Origin of the sequence: Kitasatospora sp. NPDC127116 (genome assembly GCF_042677365.1) — a bacterium.
Taxonomy (GTDB): domain Bacteria; phylum Actinomycetota; class Actinomycetes; order Streptomycetales; family Streptomycetaceae; genus Kitasatospora; species Kitasatospora lactacystinica.
On sequence record NZ_JBHXTL010000015.1, the window covers coordinates 58,152 to 72,910 of the forward strand.

General features: G+C 69.7%; 18 protein-coding genes, 1 tRNA gene and 1 pseudogene. All 20 read left to right on the top strand.

What is annotated here, in order from left to right:
- Window positions 1-534: pseudogene (locus tag ACFVHV_RS09735) on the top strand (hypothetical protein); the annotation flags it as partial.
- 451 nt (window positions 535-985) lie between these two features.
- Window positions 986-1,068: transfer RNA gene (locus tag ACFVHV_RS09740), tRNA-Ser, on the top strand.
- 29 nt (window positions 1,069-1,097) lie between these two features.
- Window positions 1,098-1,322, top strand: coding sequence for a hypothetical protein (locus ACFVHV_RS09745; protein ID WP_380350421.1), 225 nt, complete (start codon window positions 1,098-1,100; stop codon window positions 1,320-1,322).
- A gap of 10 nt (window positions 1,323-1,332) precedes the next feature.
- Window positions 1,333-1,545, top strand: coding sequence for a hypothetical protein (locus tag ACFVHV_RS09750; RefSeq protein WP_380350422.1), 213 nt, complete (start codon window positions 1,333-1,335; stop codon window positions 1,543-1,545).
- Window positions 1,546-1,572: 27 nt separating this feature from the next.
- Window positions 1,573-2,100 carry a hypothetical protein gene (locus tag ACFVHV_RS09755; RefSeq protein WP_380350423.1) on the top strand — a complete coding sequence of 176 codons (528 nt, stop codon included), beginning with the start codon at window positions 1,573-1,575 and terminating at the stop codon, window positions 2,098-2,100.
- A 2-nt stretch (window positions 2,101-2,102) separates the two neighbouring features.
- On the top strand, window positions 2,103-2,675 hold the full coding sequence (locus tag ACFVHV_RS09760) for a hypothetical protein (protein WP_380350425.1): 573 nt from the start codon (window positions 2,103-2,105) through the stop codon (window positions 2,673-2,675).
- Between the two features lie 15 nt (window positions 2,676-2,690).
- Window positions 2,691-4,193: a hypothetical protein gene (locus ACFVHV_RS09765; protein WP_380350426.1), complete on the top strand. Its 1,503-nt coding sequence runs from the start codon at window positions 2,691-2,693 to the stop codon at window positions 4,191-4,193.
- Window positions 4,181-6,154, top strand: a complete 1,974-nt coding sequence (locus tag ACFVHV_RS09770; protein ID WP_380350428.1) for a phage portal protein — start codon at window positions 4,181-4,183, stop codon at window positions 6,152-6,154. Before ACFVHV_RS09765 ends, ACFVHV_RS09770 begins: the two co-directional genes overlap by 13 nt.
- A 100-nt stretch (window positions 6,155-6,254) precedes the next feature.
- Window positions 6,255-6,422 carry a hypothetical protein gene (locus ACFVHV_RS09775; RefSeq protein WP_380350430.1) on the top strand — a complete coding sequence of 56 codons (168 nt, stop codon included), beginning with the start codon at window positions 6,255-6,257 and terminating at the stop codon, window positions 6,420-6,422.
- A gap of 107 nt (window positions 6,423-6,529) precedes the next feature.
- A complete protein-coding gene (locus tag ACFVHV_RS09780; RefSeq protein WP_380350432.1) occupies window positions 6,530-7,270 on the top strand; it encodes a hypothetical protein in 741 nt (246 codons plus the stop codon).
- A 214-nt stretch (window positions 7,271-7,484) separates the two neighbouring features.
- The gene (locus tag ACFVHV_RS09785; RefSeq protein WP_380350434.1) at window positions 7,485-9,041 is read left to right on the top strand and encodes a hypothetical protein; all 1,557 of its coding nucleotides are present in this window, start codon (window positions 7,485-7,487) and stop codon (window positions 9,039-9,041) included.
- 83 nt (window positions 9,042-9,124) lie between these two features.
- A complete protein-coding gene (locus tag ACFVHV_RS09790) occupies window positions 9,125-10,486 on the top strand; it encodes a hypothetical protein (protein WP_380350436.1) in 1,362 nt (453 codons plus the stop codon).
- Between the two features lie 76 nt (window positions 10,487-10,562).
- Entirely contained in the window at window positions 10,563-10,835 is a 273-nt protein-coding gene (locus ACFVHV_RS09795; protein ID WP_380350438.1) for a hypothetical protein, read from the top strand.
- A 37-nt stretch (window positions 10,836-10,872) separates the two neighbouring features.
- Window positions 10,873-11,535, top strand: coding sequence for a hypothetical protein (locus ACFVHV_RS09800; protein ID WP_380350440.1), 663 nt, complete (start codon window positions 10,873-10,875; stop codon window positions 11,533-11,535).
- A 2-nt stretch (window positions 11,536-11,537) separates the two neighbouring features.
- A complete protein-coding gene (locus ACFVHV_RS09805) occupies window positions 11,538-12,176 on the top strand; it encodes an NUMOD3 domain-containing DNA-binding protein (protein WP_380350442.1) in 639 nt (212 codons plus the stop codon).
- Between the two features lie 5 nt (window positions 12,177-12,181).
- Window positions 12,182-12,667 (top strand): hypothetical protein, encoded by a 486-nt coding sequence (locus ACFVHV_RS09810; protein ID WP_380350444.1) that lies wholly within the window; start codon window positions 12,182-12,184, stop codon window positions 12,665-12,667.
- A gap of 16 nt (window positions 12,668-12,683) precedes the next feature.
- Window positions 12,684-12,884: a hypothetical protein gene (locus ACFVHV_RS09815; RefSeq protein WP_380350446.1), complete on the top strand. Its 201-nt coding sequence runs from the start codon at window positions 12,684-12,686 to the stop codon at window positions 12,882-12,884.
- Window positions 12,881-14,050, top strand: coding sequence for a phage tail tube protein (locus ACFVHV_RS09820; protein WP_380350448.1), 1,170 nt, complete (start codon window positions 12,881-12,883; stop codon window positions 14,048-14,050). The genes ACFVHV_RS09815 and ACFVHV_RS09820 overlap by 4 nt, the downstream gene beginning before the upstream one ends.
- Before the next feature lie 112 nt (window positions 14,051-14,162).
- Complete coding sequence (locus ACFVHV_RS09825; protein WP_380350450.1) at window positions 14,163-14,507, top strand: hypothetical protein; 345 nt, start codon at window positions 14,163-14,165, stop codon at window positions 14,505-14,507.
- A 26-nt stretch (window positions 14,508-14,533) separates the two neighbouring features.
- Entirely contained in the window at window positions 14,534-14,755 is a 222-nt protein-coding gene (locus ACFVHV_RS09830) for a hypothetical protein (RefSeq protein WP_380350452.1), read from the top strand.
- Window positions 14,756-14,759: the final 4 nt, after the last annotated feature.

Genomic DNA, 14,759 nt, shown 5'->3' on the forward strand with positions numbered 1-14,759 from the left:
TACTACATTCGGCGAGGCGATCTACTGAAGATCGGGACAACCGTCAATCCGGTGCGGCGGTTCAATTCGCTTCTGCCCGACGAGATCCTGGCGTTCGAGCCTGGCGGCAGAGCGAAGGAGGCTTCGCGCCATGCACAGTTCGCTCATTTGCGCGTTTCCGAGCGGGGCGAGTACTTCTTCCTGGGTCCCGACCTGGTGGCGCATGCCGCCGAAGTGCGAGACCGCTACGGCGATCCAGATCCAACGTGGCCAACCACGGTAAGCATCGTTGGGCGGCCCCATGTCCGCCCCAGGCAGAAGCCTGTCCTTCCCCCGCCAACGTCGACCGAAGTTGTCACGGCGGCTGAAGGGGCGCGGCGCTTGGGCATCAACAGGAACACGATTCATGGGTGGGCGCACCGAGGCCTCATCAAGTCGGCTGGATCGACTGGAAGGAACTGGCCGACCTACTACCTCGACCACCTGAGGTTCCTCGTGCAGCACCATCGGGCTTGGTTCGATCGCGGCCCGAATGCACGCCGCCTTGCGGTATAGAGCGGCGGCTGTCACAATCCGATCAGTGCAACACCCATGTCTTCTCGACCCCTGTCACTCTGTGGCGGGGGTTTTGACATGCCTGGAGGTGGATGTGCAGGTTCTCCACCTTCTTCCGGGCGACTTGATACCGGCAGCCGAGGCCGCAAAGCTCGCTGGTGTGACAGAGTCCGCGATCAGGCAGTGGGCGACGCGCGGCAAGATCCATCGGTTTCCAGGTCGCCGGCGCTCCGAGGGAACGCTGTACGCCAGGCCGGAGATCGAGGAACTCGCCGCGGCCCGCTCTGCGTCGGCCCCGATGGCGGCCTGACTCCTCAAGCTCCCCGCCGTGTGCCGCCCGCGTGTGCCGGCCGGCGGGGACGGCCCGCCCTGAGGGCGGCGGGCCCGGCTCGCGGCCTGGCACCCCACCGTCCCGCCAGGCCGCGAGCCCATCACCAGCTTCGACTGGCCTGGAAGGTCCGGCATCGGCGTGCCAAGCGCTCTCGAAAAGCGTGGCGGGTAACACCGCTGGGGGTTCAACTCCCTCACCTTCCGCTCAGCCCTGATGGTGAAGGACGGCGATCGTGGGACCCAATGCCTACAGCTGGCGTGCCCTCGACGCTCCGTTCAACCCTGGCGCCTGGAAGCCGATCCCCGGCACCTGCTCCCGATGCAGGAGGCCGGCCTGGCTCGGCGAGCTCCGCTGGTGGCACGAAGGCGCCACCTGTCGAGCCCGGCACACCGACCGGATCACCGCCCCGGTAGCCGCCGAGTTCATCCCCGACCAAGCACAGTCGCCCACCCTCTAACGGAGCCCTCATGGATACCACCGGACGTCACCCCGGAACCACCGCCATCGCCAAGCACTTCGCGTACGCCCACCTCCCCGAGCACCTTCAGGCGATCAGCAAGCCGTGCCATGACCTCGCCGAGGCCATGCTCCACAAGATGGCGGATAGCCCCGAGCTGACGGCCGGACTCCGAAAGCTGCTCGAAGCGAAGGACTGCTTCGTCCGCGCCGTACTCGACTGACCACCCCGCCCTCAACCGGGAGCCCTCATGCCTCTCCGTCTCCGCGCCGAACGCCGCGCCTTCAGCCGTGACGCCGCACGCACTTACACCCGGCCCAACCCGGCCGACGGACCGACCAGGCGTGAACGCCGCCGCCACGGATGGCGCGGCGACATCTCCGCGCTCGTCCACGGCAAGCACGACACCTCCTGGCTCCGCGCACAGAACCCCGCCGCAGGCGGACGGCAGCGCGCGAATGCCAAGAGGAACGCCCGCGCCGCCTACTGGCACACGGTCCGCATCCAGGTGTCCCCCGAGATCGAACCCCATTTCCGCCAGAGCCTGCACCTGCTGCACCCCAAGGCGCAGCTCCGCGGCCGCCACCTGCCCCTTCACCAGTTCGTCGTCGACCTCGACGTCCACATCCCCGGAGCCCCTGCCGACGCCGTGCGGGCGGTCCCGACGTACCGGGCACTCCACCACGAGGGCCGGATCACCCCCCGGCTCGACAGCATCGACTGGTACCGGGCCGACGGCAGCCTCATCGGGGCGGCAACCTCCGAACCGCAGGTCTGACAGTGGCCAGGGGCGACAAGCCGGTCTGCGGCGCCAAGACACGGCAGGAGCAGTCCGCCGAAAACTGCGGACTCCCCGCCGGTTGGGGCACCGACCACCCGGGCGTCGGCCGGTGCAAGCTGCACGGCGGGAAGACCCCAGGGCAGCAACTCAAGGCCACTCGCGACAACGTCGAACGGGAGGCCCGGGCCGTGCTCGCCGAACTCGACGTCGAACCGGTCGGTGACCCTTTGACCGCCCTCATGCAGCTCGCCGGCCAGGTCGTCTCGTGGCAGACCGCCACCGCGACCTTGGTCAACGGGCTCGGCGACAGGATCCGTTACGAGGGCAACTCCGGTAGCGAACAGACCCGCGCCGAGGTGCAGCTGTACGAACGGGCCATGGACCGGGCACTCGCCGTGCTTTCCGCGATCGCCAGGCTGAACATCGAGGAGCGCCTCGCGTCGATCTCTGAAGCGCAGGCCGCAAAGGTCATCTCCGCTATCGATGCGGCCCTGTTGTCGGCGGGCGTGTCTGGGACGGAAGCGGCAACTGCTCGACAGGTGGCAGCCCGGCACCTCCGCGCCGTGGAGTAGCAGCCGGGAGGGCCAGTGCGCACCGACCCACTCGCCCTCGCGGCGCAGCGGATCTCGGCCCCGCCGGTCGACCCCTTCGAGGTGCTCGGGTTCGCTCCGAACCCGGGCCCCCAGAGCCGGTTCCTGTCCCTGCCCGACGCCAACTTCGATGTCCTGTACGGCGGGGCGGCCGGCGGCTCCAAGAGCACGTCGCTGCTGATGTACGGGCTACGGGCCTGCTACCGGTTCCCCGGCCTGCAGGCGTTCTGGTTCCGCCGCTCGTTTCCTGAGCTGGAGCAGTCCGTCCTGCGGATGCTCGCCCGCTACAACTACGCTCGGGCGCTCGGCGCCCGCTACAACGGTTCCACGCACGAACTGCGGTTCGCCAACGGGTCGGTGTTCACGTTCGGACATGCCAAGAACATCAGCGAGGTGTCCGCCCTCCAATCGGCGGAGATCAACCTGCTGCTGATCGACGAGCGGACCACCATTCCCCCGGACGTCGTCGACCAGCTGTACGTCCGTGTCCGCTCCGGCGTCGCCGGCGTTCCCTGCCTCGGCGTGCGCTCGGCAACGAACCCCGGCGGCATCGGGCACTCCCGGGTCCGCGCCGAGTACGTAGACGCAACTGGCCACGGCGAGCGGGAGATCGAGGACGGCAACGGTCGGCGCCGCATCTTCATCCAGGCCCGGGTCTCCGACACCCCGCAGCTCGGCGCCGAGTACCGGCGCAACCTGCAGGGCCTCGACGAGAAGCTCCGCCGGGCGTTCCTCGACGGCGACTGGGGCATGTTCAGCGGCCAGGTCTTCTCCGAGTGGCGCTACGAGCGACACGTGGTGCAGCCGACCACGCTGCCGTCCTCATGGCACCGGTTCGCGGGCGTCGACTGGGGCTACACCGCGCCGTGGTGCGTGCTCTGGGGCGCGGTCGACGAGGACGGCCGGGTGTGGGTCTACCGGGAGCTGTACGACACGCAGGTCGCAGAGTCGGTCCAGGCGCAGCGGATTGTCGCTGCGGAGGCCGGCGAGAGTGTGGCGGCCCGGTACGCGGATGACGCGATGTGGGCCAGTCGGGGCGAGGCGAAGCCGATCGCAGACGTGTACGCGGAGAACGGCGCTCACCTGACCGCAGCGGGAAAGGGCCCTGGCAGTCGCATCTCCGGCTGGCAACGCGTCCACTCCTACCTCGCCGAGGCCCCGGCGTGCCTCCACCATCGGGCGCTGGGCTGGGAGACCTGCCCGAAGCTCCACGTGTTCGCAGGAGCAGAGAACCTGGTCCGCACCCTTCCGGCACTGCCGCACGCCACCACTGGCAACCCAGAGGACGTGGACACCAAAGCCGAGGACCACGCCCCGGACGCCCTCCGCTACCTGCTGATCAACCTCGGTAATGCCCCCAGGTTCCACTTCCCCGACGACCCGGTCGCCTCTCCGGCTCTCGAACCGGGCCATGCCGGCCGCCACGACCGCGAACGGACCCAGGTGCCGACGATCGGCGGATTTCCGATAGCGGCTGGGGGTGACCCGTGGGCGTACTGAGCCGCATTGCCGGCGCGTTCCGCCGTGGCCTGGCCCCCGCCGCCGATGTCGCCGAGTCCCGGGAGCAGCCGACCGCAGCCCAGGTCCGCCGCACCGGCTACGAGTTCGGCATCCCCCTGGCCAACATCTCCTCCTCAGCACAGGTCGCCGCGACGTCCGAGCGGCAGCAGATCCTCACCCAGCTCCACCAGGCCTACCTGACCTGCATCTGGGTGAGCAGCCCGATCGACCTGATCGCCCGCACCGTCACCGCCGGCGGCGTCCAGATCGTCTCCAACGAGGACGTCCCGGAAGGCGAACTGCCGCCGGACCCGCCCGAGGTAGCGCGGTTGCGACGGCTGCTGAGGTTCGTGAACCCGCATGAGGACATGGTCCAGCTGCTGCGGAACGCGGTCACCGACCTGGAGCTGTTCGGGGACGCCTACCTGGAGATCGTGCGGCTCCTCGGCGAACCGGTGGCGATCTACACACTGGACTCCACCACCATGACGGTCATCTCGGATCAGCACGGCGAGGTGACCGGCTACCGGCAGGACGTGGACGGGGTCCGCTCCGCGACGTTCGCCCCGGAGGACGTCATCCACATCAGCCTGGACTCCCCGCGTGGTGGCCTGTACGGCGTGTCTCCCGCGGCGAAGGCGCTGCTGCCGGTGACGGCGTGGCTTTTCTGGGAAGCGACTCTGAAAGAGTGCGGCCGACGGGGCGACCCGCCTCGCATCCATGTCGACCTCGCGCATGCCCAGGACGCCGATGTCCAGCGCTGGCGCGAGCAGTACACCGTCCACAACCTCGGCCCGAAAGCCGTGGGGACGCCCGTCATCACGACGGACGGCGGCGGTGTGCAGGTCATCGACCCGCGGAAGGTCACCGACTACCTGGACGCCACACGCCAGTTGAGGGACGAGATCATCGCCTGCTTCGGCTGCCCGCCGGCCAAGCTGGGGATCATCGAGACCGGCAACCTGGGGTCTGGATCCGGCGAGTCCCAGGACAAGACGTTCCGGGTCAACACTGTGGTCCCTGTCGCGAACTTGATCCTGGAAAAGCTGAACTACCACCTCCTCGACCGCGGGTTCGGCATCACCGACTGGCACCTGGAATTCTCGGAGATCGACTACCGCGACAGCAAAGTTGTCGAGGAGATCCGCGACATGCGGCTCCGTAATGGCTCCTACACCCTCAACCGGTACCGGGACGAGATCGGCGAGCCGCCGGTCGAGGGCGGCGACGACCCTGTTCTCGTTGACAAGCAGAACCTGGTGTTGTGGGCCGATATGGGCCGCATGTCCGAGGCGCAGATCGCCAAGGCCGCGGCACCGGGCGTCTCCGCCGGCGTCCAGGTCCCGGGCGTCCAGGTCCGGCCAAGGCAGGACCAGGGCGACGGGGATGCCGAGAAGCCAGCCAGCGACGGCCCTGCGATGCTCACGGACCCGGAGGACGAGCCCGGCCTCGCCAAGGACGCCACGCAAGGCTCCGGGCCTCGCGAGTCCCTCACCGAGAAGACAACGCCAAAGGCCGAGCAGGTCCGCGACCAACTGCTGCAGAACTACCCCACCAGGTCGCTGGACTGGGTGCAGGACGCGGCATGGAGCGGTCCCGAGTCCGTCGACATCGACGACGTCGACTTCGACGACGAGGAGGACTGGGCCGCGACCCAGGAACCCGAGCGGGTGAAGCACTTCGTCCGGCAGATCAAAAAGCGTGGCAAGACGAAGCCGGCCGTGCTGGTCAAAGCCCCGGGCAACCCGAAGCTGCTGATCATCGACGGCCACCACCGCGCCCTCGCCTACCGCAAGGCCGGCAAGCCGATCCTCGCCTGGGTCGGCACCGTCGACCAGGACCACGGCCCGTGGACCCAGCTCCACTCCTCCCAGTTCCATGGCAAGGACCCGGAGCGGGAGGCATGGGATGACCTCTACCGGCAGCACCTCGACGAAGCGCTCGCCCGCATCGCCGCCTGACCGTCACCGGTGCGGAGACTGCGGCCGACACTGGCCCATTCCGTCCCTCGCCAGGGACTGCGAGCGCAGCCACTACCCGCCGCTCACCCCTATCCGCGGCATGGACGAAGTGCTCGACCCGGACGCGTTGGGCGGGTTCGAGTGCCGCTGGTACGGCCACCGGGAGAGCCGCCGCATCACGTTCGCGACCGCGGCCGAAGTGGAGATCTACATGGCCCGCCTCGGCCTCGGCCGTCCCGACGAGTTCCTCATCCCCATCGCCGCATGAAGAGGGGGTGAGGACCGTGGAAAGTGGACACCCCACCCGCGCGCAGGACATCGCCCCGCTCATCGCCAAGCAGATCGGCTGACGCCGGCCACAGGGGGAGGTGAGCAGTGGGCGACGCCACGATCCAGCTCGCCTCCCTCGCCGGCGCGTGGCGCCCCGTCTATGCCCGCCGCATCGCCCTGCACCGCACCGCCGACGACGTCATCGCCGCGGCGTGGCGGGCCGACACCGCCGACCTGACCATCCGCCGCCCCACCCTGTGGGGCGCCTCCGAGAGTGCAAGTCCGGACCAGCGCGAAGCCGACACCGCACTCGTCCTGTCTGTGCTCGCTGCCTGGGACTTCCGGCGCACCCGGGTCGGGATCCGCACCGCGGTGATCCGCGCTCACCGAGCCGGCTACACAGCCGGCCGGCACCTGGTCACCGTAGAGACGGACGACGACACCGACACCGACTACGACGAAGACGCCGTCTCCGGCATCGACCTGACCGACACGCAGGCCGACCTCACCGCCGCCTCCACGCTCACCGCGGCCCTCGCGGCCACCGCCCGCCATGCCGGACGGATCCTCGCCGACACCGACAGCGCCGACGACGCCACCAGCGACGTCCGGGACGGGCGCAGCGTGGCACTCGCCGCCGACGTCGCCGTGTCCTCCGTCTACGGGCTCGGCCAGCTGTCCGCCTACCACGCCGCCGGGCAGCGGTCCGTGAGCTGGCTGACCGCGGGCGACGGGCGCGTGTGCACCGCCTGCTCCGACGCCGAGGCTGGCGGCCCGTACCCGGTGCTCGCCACACCGACTCTGCCGCAGCATCCGAGCTGCCGCTGCTGCCTCGCACCCGCCTGAGGAGGGAACCCGAAGCCGTGTACGAGCGACCGAAGCGACCCAGAGCAGTAACTGCTGCCGACGTCGAACGGGCCGCGGCCCGAGAGCGACTGATCGATGCCATCGAGAACGATCCCGAGGTTCGCGCGGCCCTCCTCCGCCTCGTCGCCATGAACCGGACCCGCAAGCCGCGGCCCACCGTCACCCCACTGCGGCAGACAGGAAGGGGGCGTTGATGCCCGGCACGATCGCCACCATCTCCGGCACGATGCTCCGCCCCGGCGTCTCCCGCAACAACCGGCTCTACACGCCGGAACTGATCGCGTCCGCAGTCGAAATGATGCGGAAGCGCATGGCCGACCCCGACGGGCTGCCGATCGTCATGCGGACCCACCACGACGCCGGCGACGACTCGGCCCGCATCGTCGGCCGTCTCACCGACGTCACCACGGAGAAGGACGGCTCGGCCAGCTACAGGGCCACTCTCTACGACACCAGCCACGGCCGCGACATCGCCGCCCTCGTCGTCCCCGCCAAGGGCCAGCCCCCGGCGCTCCGGTCTGTCAGCATCCACGGCTACTGGACCGGCCCCGTCAAGCGCGTCGCGCACGAGGGCCAGCAGGTCACCACCGCCGACGGGTTGGAGATCGACGCCCTCGACTTCACTGCCACCCCCGGCGTACTTGGCGCCTCCGTGACCTCCGCCGCCTACGCGCCCGATGCTCCGGCGGCCAGCGAGAGCACGGGCGGTCGCACGCCGATCAGCGAGAGCGTCGAGGTGCTGGTCGAGTCCCTCCGCGAGGAGGCCCCGCCAATCCGCAGCCGGGCCGGCGTTCGGCGCGCCATTCGCGAGGCGAACACGCCCGCCTCCCGCCTCCACGTCGTGGAGCGTGCTAAGGCGCTCGGCCACACCGACCTGATCCCCTCTCACTGGATGGAGGACGGCTCCATGCAGGAGACCACCCGCTACTCGGATGTCCGCGAGTACTACCCCGACGGGCCCGGCGGCGCAGCCGGGTTCTGCGTCGACGCCTACAACGGCCCGCTCAGCATCACCCTGCGGGCCTACGGCATCGACCCGGCCGGGCTGCGGACCATCACCGCCGCCGCCATGAAGGCCGCCTGCGACGCGCTCGCCGCCATGGACCCGGACATGGACGCCGACATCGACGTCGCAGGCGCGCCGAACGCGGACACCGACGGCGATGCGGGCACCAAGCCGGCGTCGAAGGAGACCGCCGGCCCGACCTTGGAGCCGGTCACCGAGCCCGCCGCCACGGTCGAAGCGCGCGCCCTCACCGAGACCACCTTGCCCGACCTGGGCGAGGCCGCACCCACCACAGAGGAGGAGCCCGCCGTGAGCGAGCCCACCCCCCAGGAGACCGCGGCCCCGGCCCGGTCCCTCACCGACGCCGACATCACCGCGCTGGGCACCCTGTTCGGTGCCGCGCTCAAGGAGCAGCTGGAGCCCGTCGCCACGGCCATCAAGGAGAGCCGCAAGCGCAAGGACAAGACGGCGAAGGAGACCAAGCAGGCCGACGGCGGCGTCGCCGAGACCGCTGCGGAGTCGCCGGCGCCGCAGGCCCCGGTGGGCGAGCGCGACGAGCTCAAGGCGGCCCTGCGCAACGAGCTGCGCGAGGAGCTCCTGCGCGAGTTCGGTACCCCGGGCCGCCGCGGCTACCGCGTCGGCGAGACCGACGAGGCCGACAAGCCGTCCAGCGACGAGCTTTGGGCCGGCCGCGCCGACGCCATCCTCGGCGCCTACGGCGTCACCCCCAAGCCCGCCGCGTAGCACCGGCAGCACCCCACCCCCACAGACCTTCCGCCCCGTCGGTCATGCCGCACGGGGCTTTCGCATGACAGGAGGAGCTTCCGGTGCCGAACGAGCTGCAGGAAGCCATCACCACCGCGGGTACGATCTCCCCGCTCATCCCCAAGGCCATCAGCCCGCTGCTGCTGGAGTACCAGCGCCGGTACGCGCCGCTCCTCGCGGCCATCCCGTCGAAGAACTGGAACTCGACGCAGTACTTCTTCAACCGCCGCGCCAACAGGCCCGACAGCGGCGGTGTCGTCGACGGCGGCGCCCGCCCGATCGGCAACAGCACCTACGAGCAGGCTGTTTTCGACATCAAGCTGTACCAGGCCGTCGGCTCCGTCACCGGCTACGCCCAGACCGTGTCCCGCGACATCGTCGGCGACCTGCGCCAGCTCGAACTCGACGGCACCATGTCGTCGATGCTGTGGACGATCGAGAATGCGTTCATCTGGGGCAACGCCCCGGCGACCGCGCTCGGCCAGTACCCGATCAGCTCCGGCCTCGACTACCTGATCTCCAACTGGAACGCCGGCACCGGCTCCAACGCGTTCGTCAACGCCCTCGACATCAACAACAGCTTCGCGCTGCACTACCTCGACCAGCTGATCGACCTGGTCGAGACGAACGCGGCCATGCCGATCGGCTCCGGCTGGATGTTCGTGATGTCTCCGCGCATGGCTTCCGCCGTCGGCCAGTCGCTGGTCAACCAGCAGCGATTCGCCGCGCCGACCACCACCATCGGCGCCGGCCTCAACGTGCCGACGTACAGGGACATCCCGATCATCAAGTCGTCGTTCCTGTCGACCCGCACCGCGCAGATGAGCACCGTCTCCACCGCGACCGCCACCACCGGCGGCTCGCTCGCCGCCGGAACGTACTACTACCGCGTCTCCGCGGTCGTCGCCCGCTTCGGTGAGACCCTGTCCGCGGCGGAGGTGTCGCAGACCACCACCGGGGCGGCCAGCACCGTCACGCTCAGCTTCTCAACGCCGTCGAACCTGCCGGACGGCGCCGCCCCGATCATGTACAAGGTGTACCGGTCCACTGCAACCGGCACCGAGTCCCTGGTCGGCGTGGTCGACGCGTTCGACACCACCGGCGCCGCGGTCACGTCGATCGTCGACACCGGCAGCAACCTGCTGACCAACTCCTCCGGCAACACTGGCCCGTCCGCGTACGTGGGCGGCAACGCTGGAGCGCTGCCGCGCACCGGCAACAGCCCGCAGGAGGACGTCTACCTCATCCCCCGGGATGAGAACTTCCTGGTGCGCCCGTACACCCGCGACATGCAGCTCATCCCGCTGTCGCCGACCGTCACCGCCCCTGACACGCTCCCGTTCGCGGTGGTCTCGGACACCACGCTCGCGGTTCGGGCGCCGAAGTACGTGGGCCGGCTCTCCCGGCTGACCGCCGCCCTGTAGCCCCGGTGGGCCCGGCCGGATTGCCTGCCGGGCCCGCTGCCGGCCAACAGCCAACGAACGGAGAGGATCCACGCTGATGAAGCTGCGCAAGCAGTACGCGCCCGGCTCGGCACCGGGCGGCCTGACCTGGAGCACGTCCGGCGACGTCGTCGAGGTCCCGGACGAGCTGGCTGTGGAGCTGCTGGCCATTCCGGGCGCCGGGTTCGAGCATGTGCCGCACCTGCCAGTGACGGTGAGCACCGAGGTGACGGAGGCACCCGGCGCCGATGCCCAGGAGGCCGTGGTCGAGGCTCCGAAGCGCAAGTACACCCGGCGCGCTCCGACCGACCCGGCTGCCGTCTCCGAGTAGCAACCCGCCGACCACGACGAGAGGGGTGTGACGAGCCGTGCCGACCGACAGTCCCACTCCGCTCGCCACGGTCGCCAATTTCACGGAGGGGCCGTTCGCCAATCTGGTCTCCGGCTACACGACGCAGGCCAAGACGAACCTGATGCTGCAGGCCACCCGTGCCTGCGAGTCGGCGTGCGACCGCCGGCTCGCCCCGTTCACCGGCATTGTCGAGACCCAGCGCGCCGAGGCCATGGACGTCGAGGACGCCCTCGATGCCTACGTCCCGCTGGATCCGACGGCGCAGCTGGGGTTCTCCCGGGCGCAGTCCCTTGGATCGACGCTACTGGTCAGGCATTTCTGGGTGCGGGAGTTCCCGCCGCGCTATCCGGAGATGTGGTCCGGTACGGTGACCGGGGTGTTGCTGGCCCGCTCCTACTCCGGCACGCAGACCGTTGACATCAGCACGCTGCAGTACGAGCCCGACACGGGTCATGTCCGGTTCCAGCTGGGCACGTTCGTTCCGCCCGGCACCACGATCAAGGTGACGTACTCGGGCGGCTACATCACGGTACCGGCGGACCTGGTGCAGGCCTGCCAGTACATGGCGGCATCAATGGCCGTGAAACAGTTGGACCCGGTTGACGGCAGGTCCGGGCACGACCCGGACGCGCTGCGGGCCGACGCCCTGGAGATGCTCGCCCCCTACTCCAGGCGGTGACTATGGCCGGGAAGAAGCGGCAGCTGTCCGCCGGGGCGCGGGCGAAGATCTCGGCGCGGATGCGCGGCAGGTCCCATCCTCACAAGGGGCATCCGCTGTCGGCGGCGGCCCGCGCGAAGATCTCGAACAAGCTGCGCGGCCGCCACCACGCAGGCCACAAGCTGTCCGCCGCCGCGCGGGCCAAGATCTCCGCGAAGCTGAAGGGCCGCCACCACCCCGGGCACCGACTCTCGGCAGCAGCCCGCGCGAAGATCTCCGCGAAACTGAAGGGTAGACGGCATCCGGGGCACCGCCTCAGCGCCACCACCCGCGCCAAGATCTCGGCACGGCTGAAGGGTCGCGCCCACCCGTCGACACGGCGCAGCACCACCCGGCCCACCACCGTGCACCGCACCAAGCCGGCATCGACACGGCCCCGCAGCGGCAGAACCAAGACCTCCGGATCCCCGCGGCCGCGCCATCCCGGTGTGCGGAAGCCACACGCGAGCGGACCGCGGCCCAGCACCCGAAACGCCTCCTTCAAAACGCTGCAGGTGCGGTACAAGCCTCGCCGCAACACCCGCTCCGTCCATCGCCGCTACAGGCGCGGACCCACTGTCCACCACAGGGCGCGCACCTGGCGCCGCCGGCGGAGGAGGTGACGGCCATGTCCACAGCCGACGCCGTCGACCGCGAGGTCGCATGGCTCACCTCCTATGGCGACGGTCTGCCTGCCCTGCTGACCGCCAACGGCGGCCAGTGGCAGACCGTCCAGGCGTACATGCCCCGCACCCCCGGCCGGCGCGGCAGCAACATCTATGTGCTGCGCAGGTCGATCCGTGAGGAGCGGTTCGCCAACGTTCGCCGCATGCCCACGTACGAGTTCCTCCTGAGACTGGTGTGGCCGCTCTCATCCGGATCCGGCAACAGCGAAGCCGACCAGCGGGCCTTCGACGCGGCGGTTGACGACGTCCTCACCCGCATCGGCGGATTCCCTGGCGACAAGTCACACGGCGGCCGCTTCCGCTCGGTCGCCGAAAGCCCGCGTTGGATCGACGTCCGGTTCGCCGACCCCGCGATCACGGTGCCCTCCGAGGTCGAGTTCCACGCCGAGATCACCTACTCCGCCGACGACATCGAGATCACCGGCTAGGCGCCGGGAGGGACCCATGCTGCAGCGCTCCACCCACGACTCCCCGGTCGATATCCCGGCGATCCCCGCCACCGTGCAGCCCGGCGAGACCATCGACTGGCCCATCCCCATCGCCGGCTTCGAACCCGTCCCGCCGGACCCGGATCAACAGCCGGCCAAGACCAGCAAGAAGGCCGCCGCCACGCCGGCCTCGACCGGTGAGGAGCCCGCGCCGTGACCCAGCTTTCCCGCCTCGCAACCCTCGGCCTCGCCAAGGAGACGACGGCCGGCACCTACGTGGCGCCGACCGTCGGCATCCCGTTCGGCAAGGCTGAGTTCGAGGACGTCTACGCAGAGATCAAGGATGAGAGCGTCCGCGGCAACGACACCGTGCTGCAGGGCGTCTACCAGGGCGTCGTGAACGCAACCTGGTCGATCGACGTCCTGGCCTACCCGGACCTGACCGGGCACTTCCTTGCCGCGCTCATCGGCCCGGACACCGTGACCGCTGCGACCACGACGACCCTGTCCGCAGCCACCACCGTCGGCGCCACCTCCATCCAGACCGCCGTCTCCCTCGCGGCCGGCACCGTGATCCGCATCGACACGGCCGGCCTCACGGAGTACGCCTGGACGGACGGAGCAGCAACCGGCACCGGCCCGTACACCAGCAACGTCACCACCGTGCTCGGCCGCACCGGCACCAGCCGGGTCGGGCTCGGCCAGGCGCACGCGTCAAGTGCCGCAGTGACCACCCCGACCGTGCACACCTTCAAGCAGTCGACGTCGCCACTGCCGACGTACAGCCTGACGCTGTACGACACCACGCAGACGGTCAGCTGTTCCTACGTGCGCTGGTCGGACCTGCAGCTCAAGGTCGATCCCAAGGGCGCGGTGCAGGTCTCCGTCAAGGCCACGTCGATGCCGTCGACCGTGCAGACCTCGGCGACGCCGACGTTCACGGCGTTCGACCCGCTCCTCGGCTGGTCGTGGGGCATGACCAACGCCGGTTCCGCGTCAACCCGCGGCCTGTCCCTGGACCTGACGGTGAAGCGGGCAGTAGAGGCCATCCAGAGCTCGGACGGGGTCCAGGCGCCGCGGGAGATCTTCGCCGGGCCCATCGAGGTCGACGGGTCGTACAAGGCGATCTTCGAGAGCCAGACCGACCTGAACCTGTACCTCACCTACACACAGACCGCTACCACCGCGACTCTCCAGCAGCCCATCGCCCGCGGCGGCCAGTCCCTCGCCCTGACCATGTCCAAGAGCGGCTACCTCAAGGGCAAGCGAGACCTCGGATCCATGTACGCGCAGGCCGACTTCAGCATCGTCGGCATCTACAACACCACCGACGGCGGCGCCGTCCAGGCCACCCTCACGAACTGGCAGACCGCCGCCTACTGACGGTGGCCCCTCGAACGTCCCGGCACGGCATGGGCGCGCGAGCGTTGAGGGCGCGGGGACGCGCCCCTGCCGCGCCGGGATCCCCTTTCTCCCCACCCCTCAAGGAGCACACATGGCCGGGTACGCCAACCGCGTCATCACCCTCGACTTCCCCGACCTCACCGAACCCGACGCCGAACCCATCCGCGTCGTCATGCGCAACCCGAAGACTGTCCCGTCCCAGGAACTGATGCCGGACGCCCCCGACAACGCCACCACCTCGGAGGCGTTCCAGGCCGGTCTCGCCATCCTCGCCAAGCTGGTCATCGGCTGGCACGTCTACGACGCGACCAGCCTCGACGACGACCAGCCGCCGCTGCCCCTGCCGGCGACGGCCGAACTCGTCGCGAAGCTTCCGATGGAGATCCAGAACCGCATGGCTGCGGAGATCTCGGCGGTGACCGGCGCGGGAGTCTAGGGCTGGATGACCCGTACCTGAACGAGGTGCTCTGGCCGGCCGAGAGCATCTATGACGGTACGTGGTCGTCCGGCCCGCCACCGGACGAAGTCGTCGACTTCGAGGTGATGCGGGAGATGGGCTGGTCCTGGCAGGAACTGCAGGGCGCACCCTGGTACGTCCGCCGGTACACCTGGGACCTCCTGCTCATCCGACGCCAAGCCGAACAGCAGGCCCAGGAACGCGGAACCCGGAGGAGCAGTGCCTGAACTC

What these genes read in the sequence shown, in the direction of transcription:
- ACFVHV_RS09775 (WP_380350430.1), top strand. Translation starts at nt 6,255, where the DNA reads ATGGACGAAGTGCTCGACCCGGACGCGTTGGGCGGGTTCGAGTGCCGC.
- ACFVHV_RS09750 (WP_380350422.1), top strand. Translation starts at nt 1,333, where the DNA reads ATGGATACCACCGGACGTCACCCCGGAACCACCGCCATCGCCAAGCAC.
- ACFVHV_RS09805 (WP_380350442.1), top strand. Translation starts at nt 11,538, where the DNA reads ATGGCCGGGAAGAAGCGGCAGCTGTCCGCCGGGGCGCGGGCGAAGATC.
- ACFVHV_RS09785 (WP_380350434.1), top strand. Translation starts at nt 7,485, where the DNA reads ATGCCCGGCACGATCGCCACCATCTCCGGCACGATGCTCCGCCCCGGC.
- ACFVHV_RS09825 (WP_380350450.1), top strand. Translation starts at nt 14,163, where the DNA reads ATGGCCGGGTACGCCAACCGCGTCATCACCCTCGACTTCCCCGACCTC.
- ACFVHV_RS09755 (WP_380350423.1), top strand. Translation starts at nt 1,573, where the DNA reads ATGCCTCTCCGTCTCCGCGCCGAACGCCGCGCCTTCAGCCGTGACGCC.
- ACFVHV_RS09795 (WP_380350438.1), top strand. Translation starts at nt 10,563, where the DNA reads ATGAAGCTGCGCAAGCAGTACGCGCCCGGCTCGGCACCGGGCGGCCTG.
- ACFVHV_RS09815 (WP_380350446.1), top strand. Translation starts at nt 12,684, where the DNA reads ATGCTGCAGCGCTCCACCCACGACTCCCCGGTCGATATCCCGGCGATC.
- ACFVHV_RS09810 (WP_380350444.1), top strand. Translation starts at nt 12,182, where the DNA reads ATGTCCACAGCCGACGCCGTCGACCGCGAGGTCGCATGGCTCACCTCC.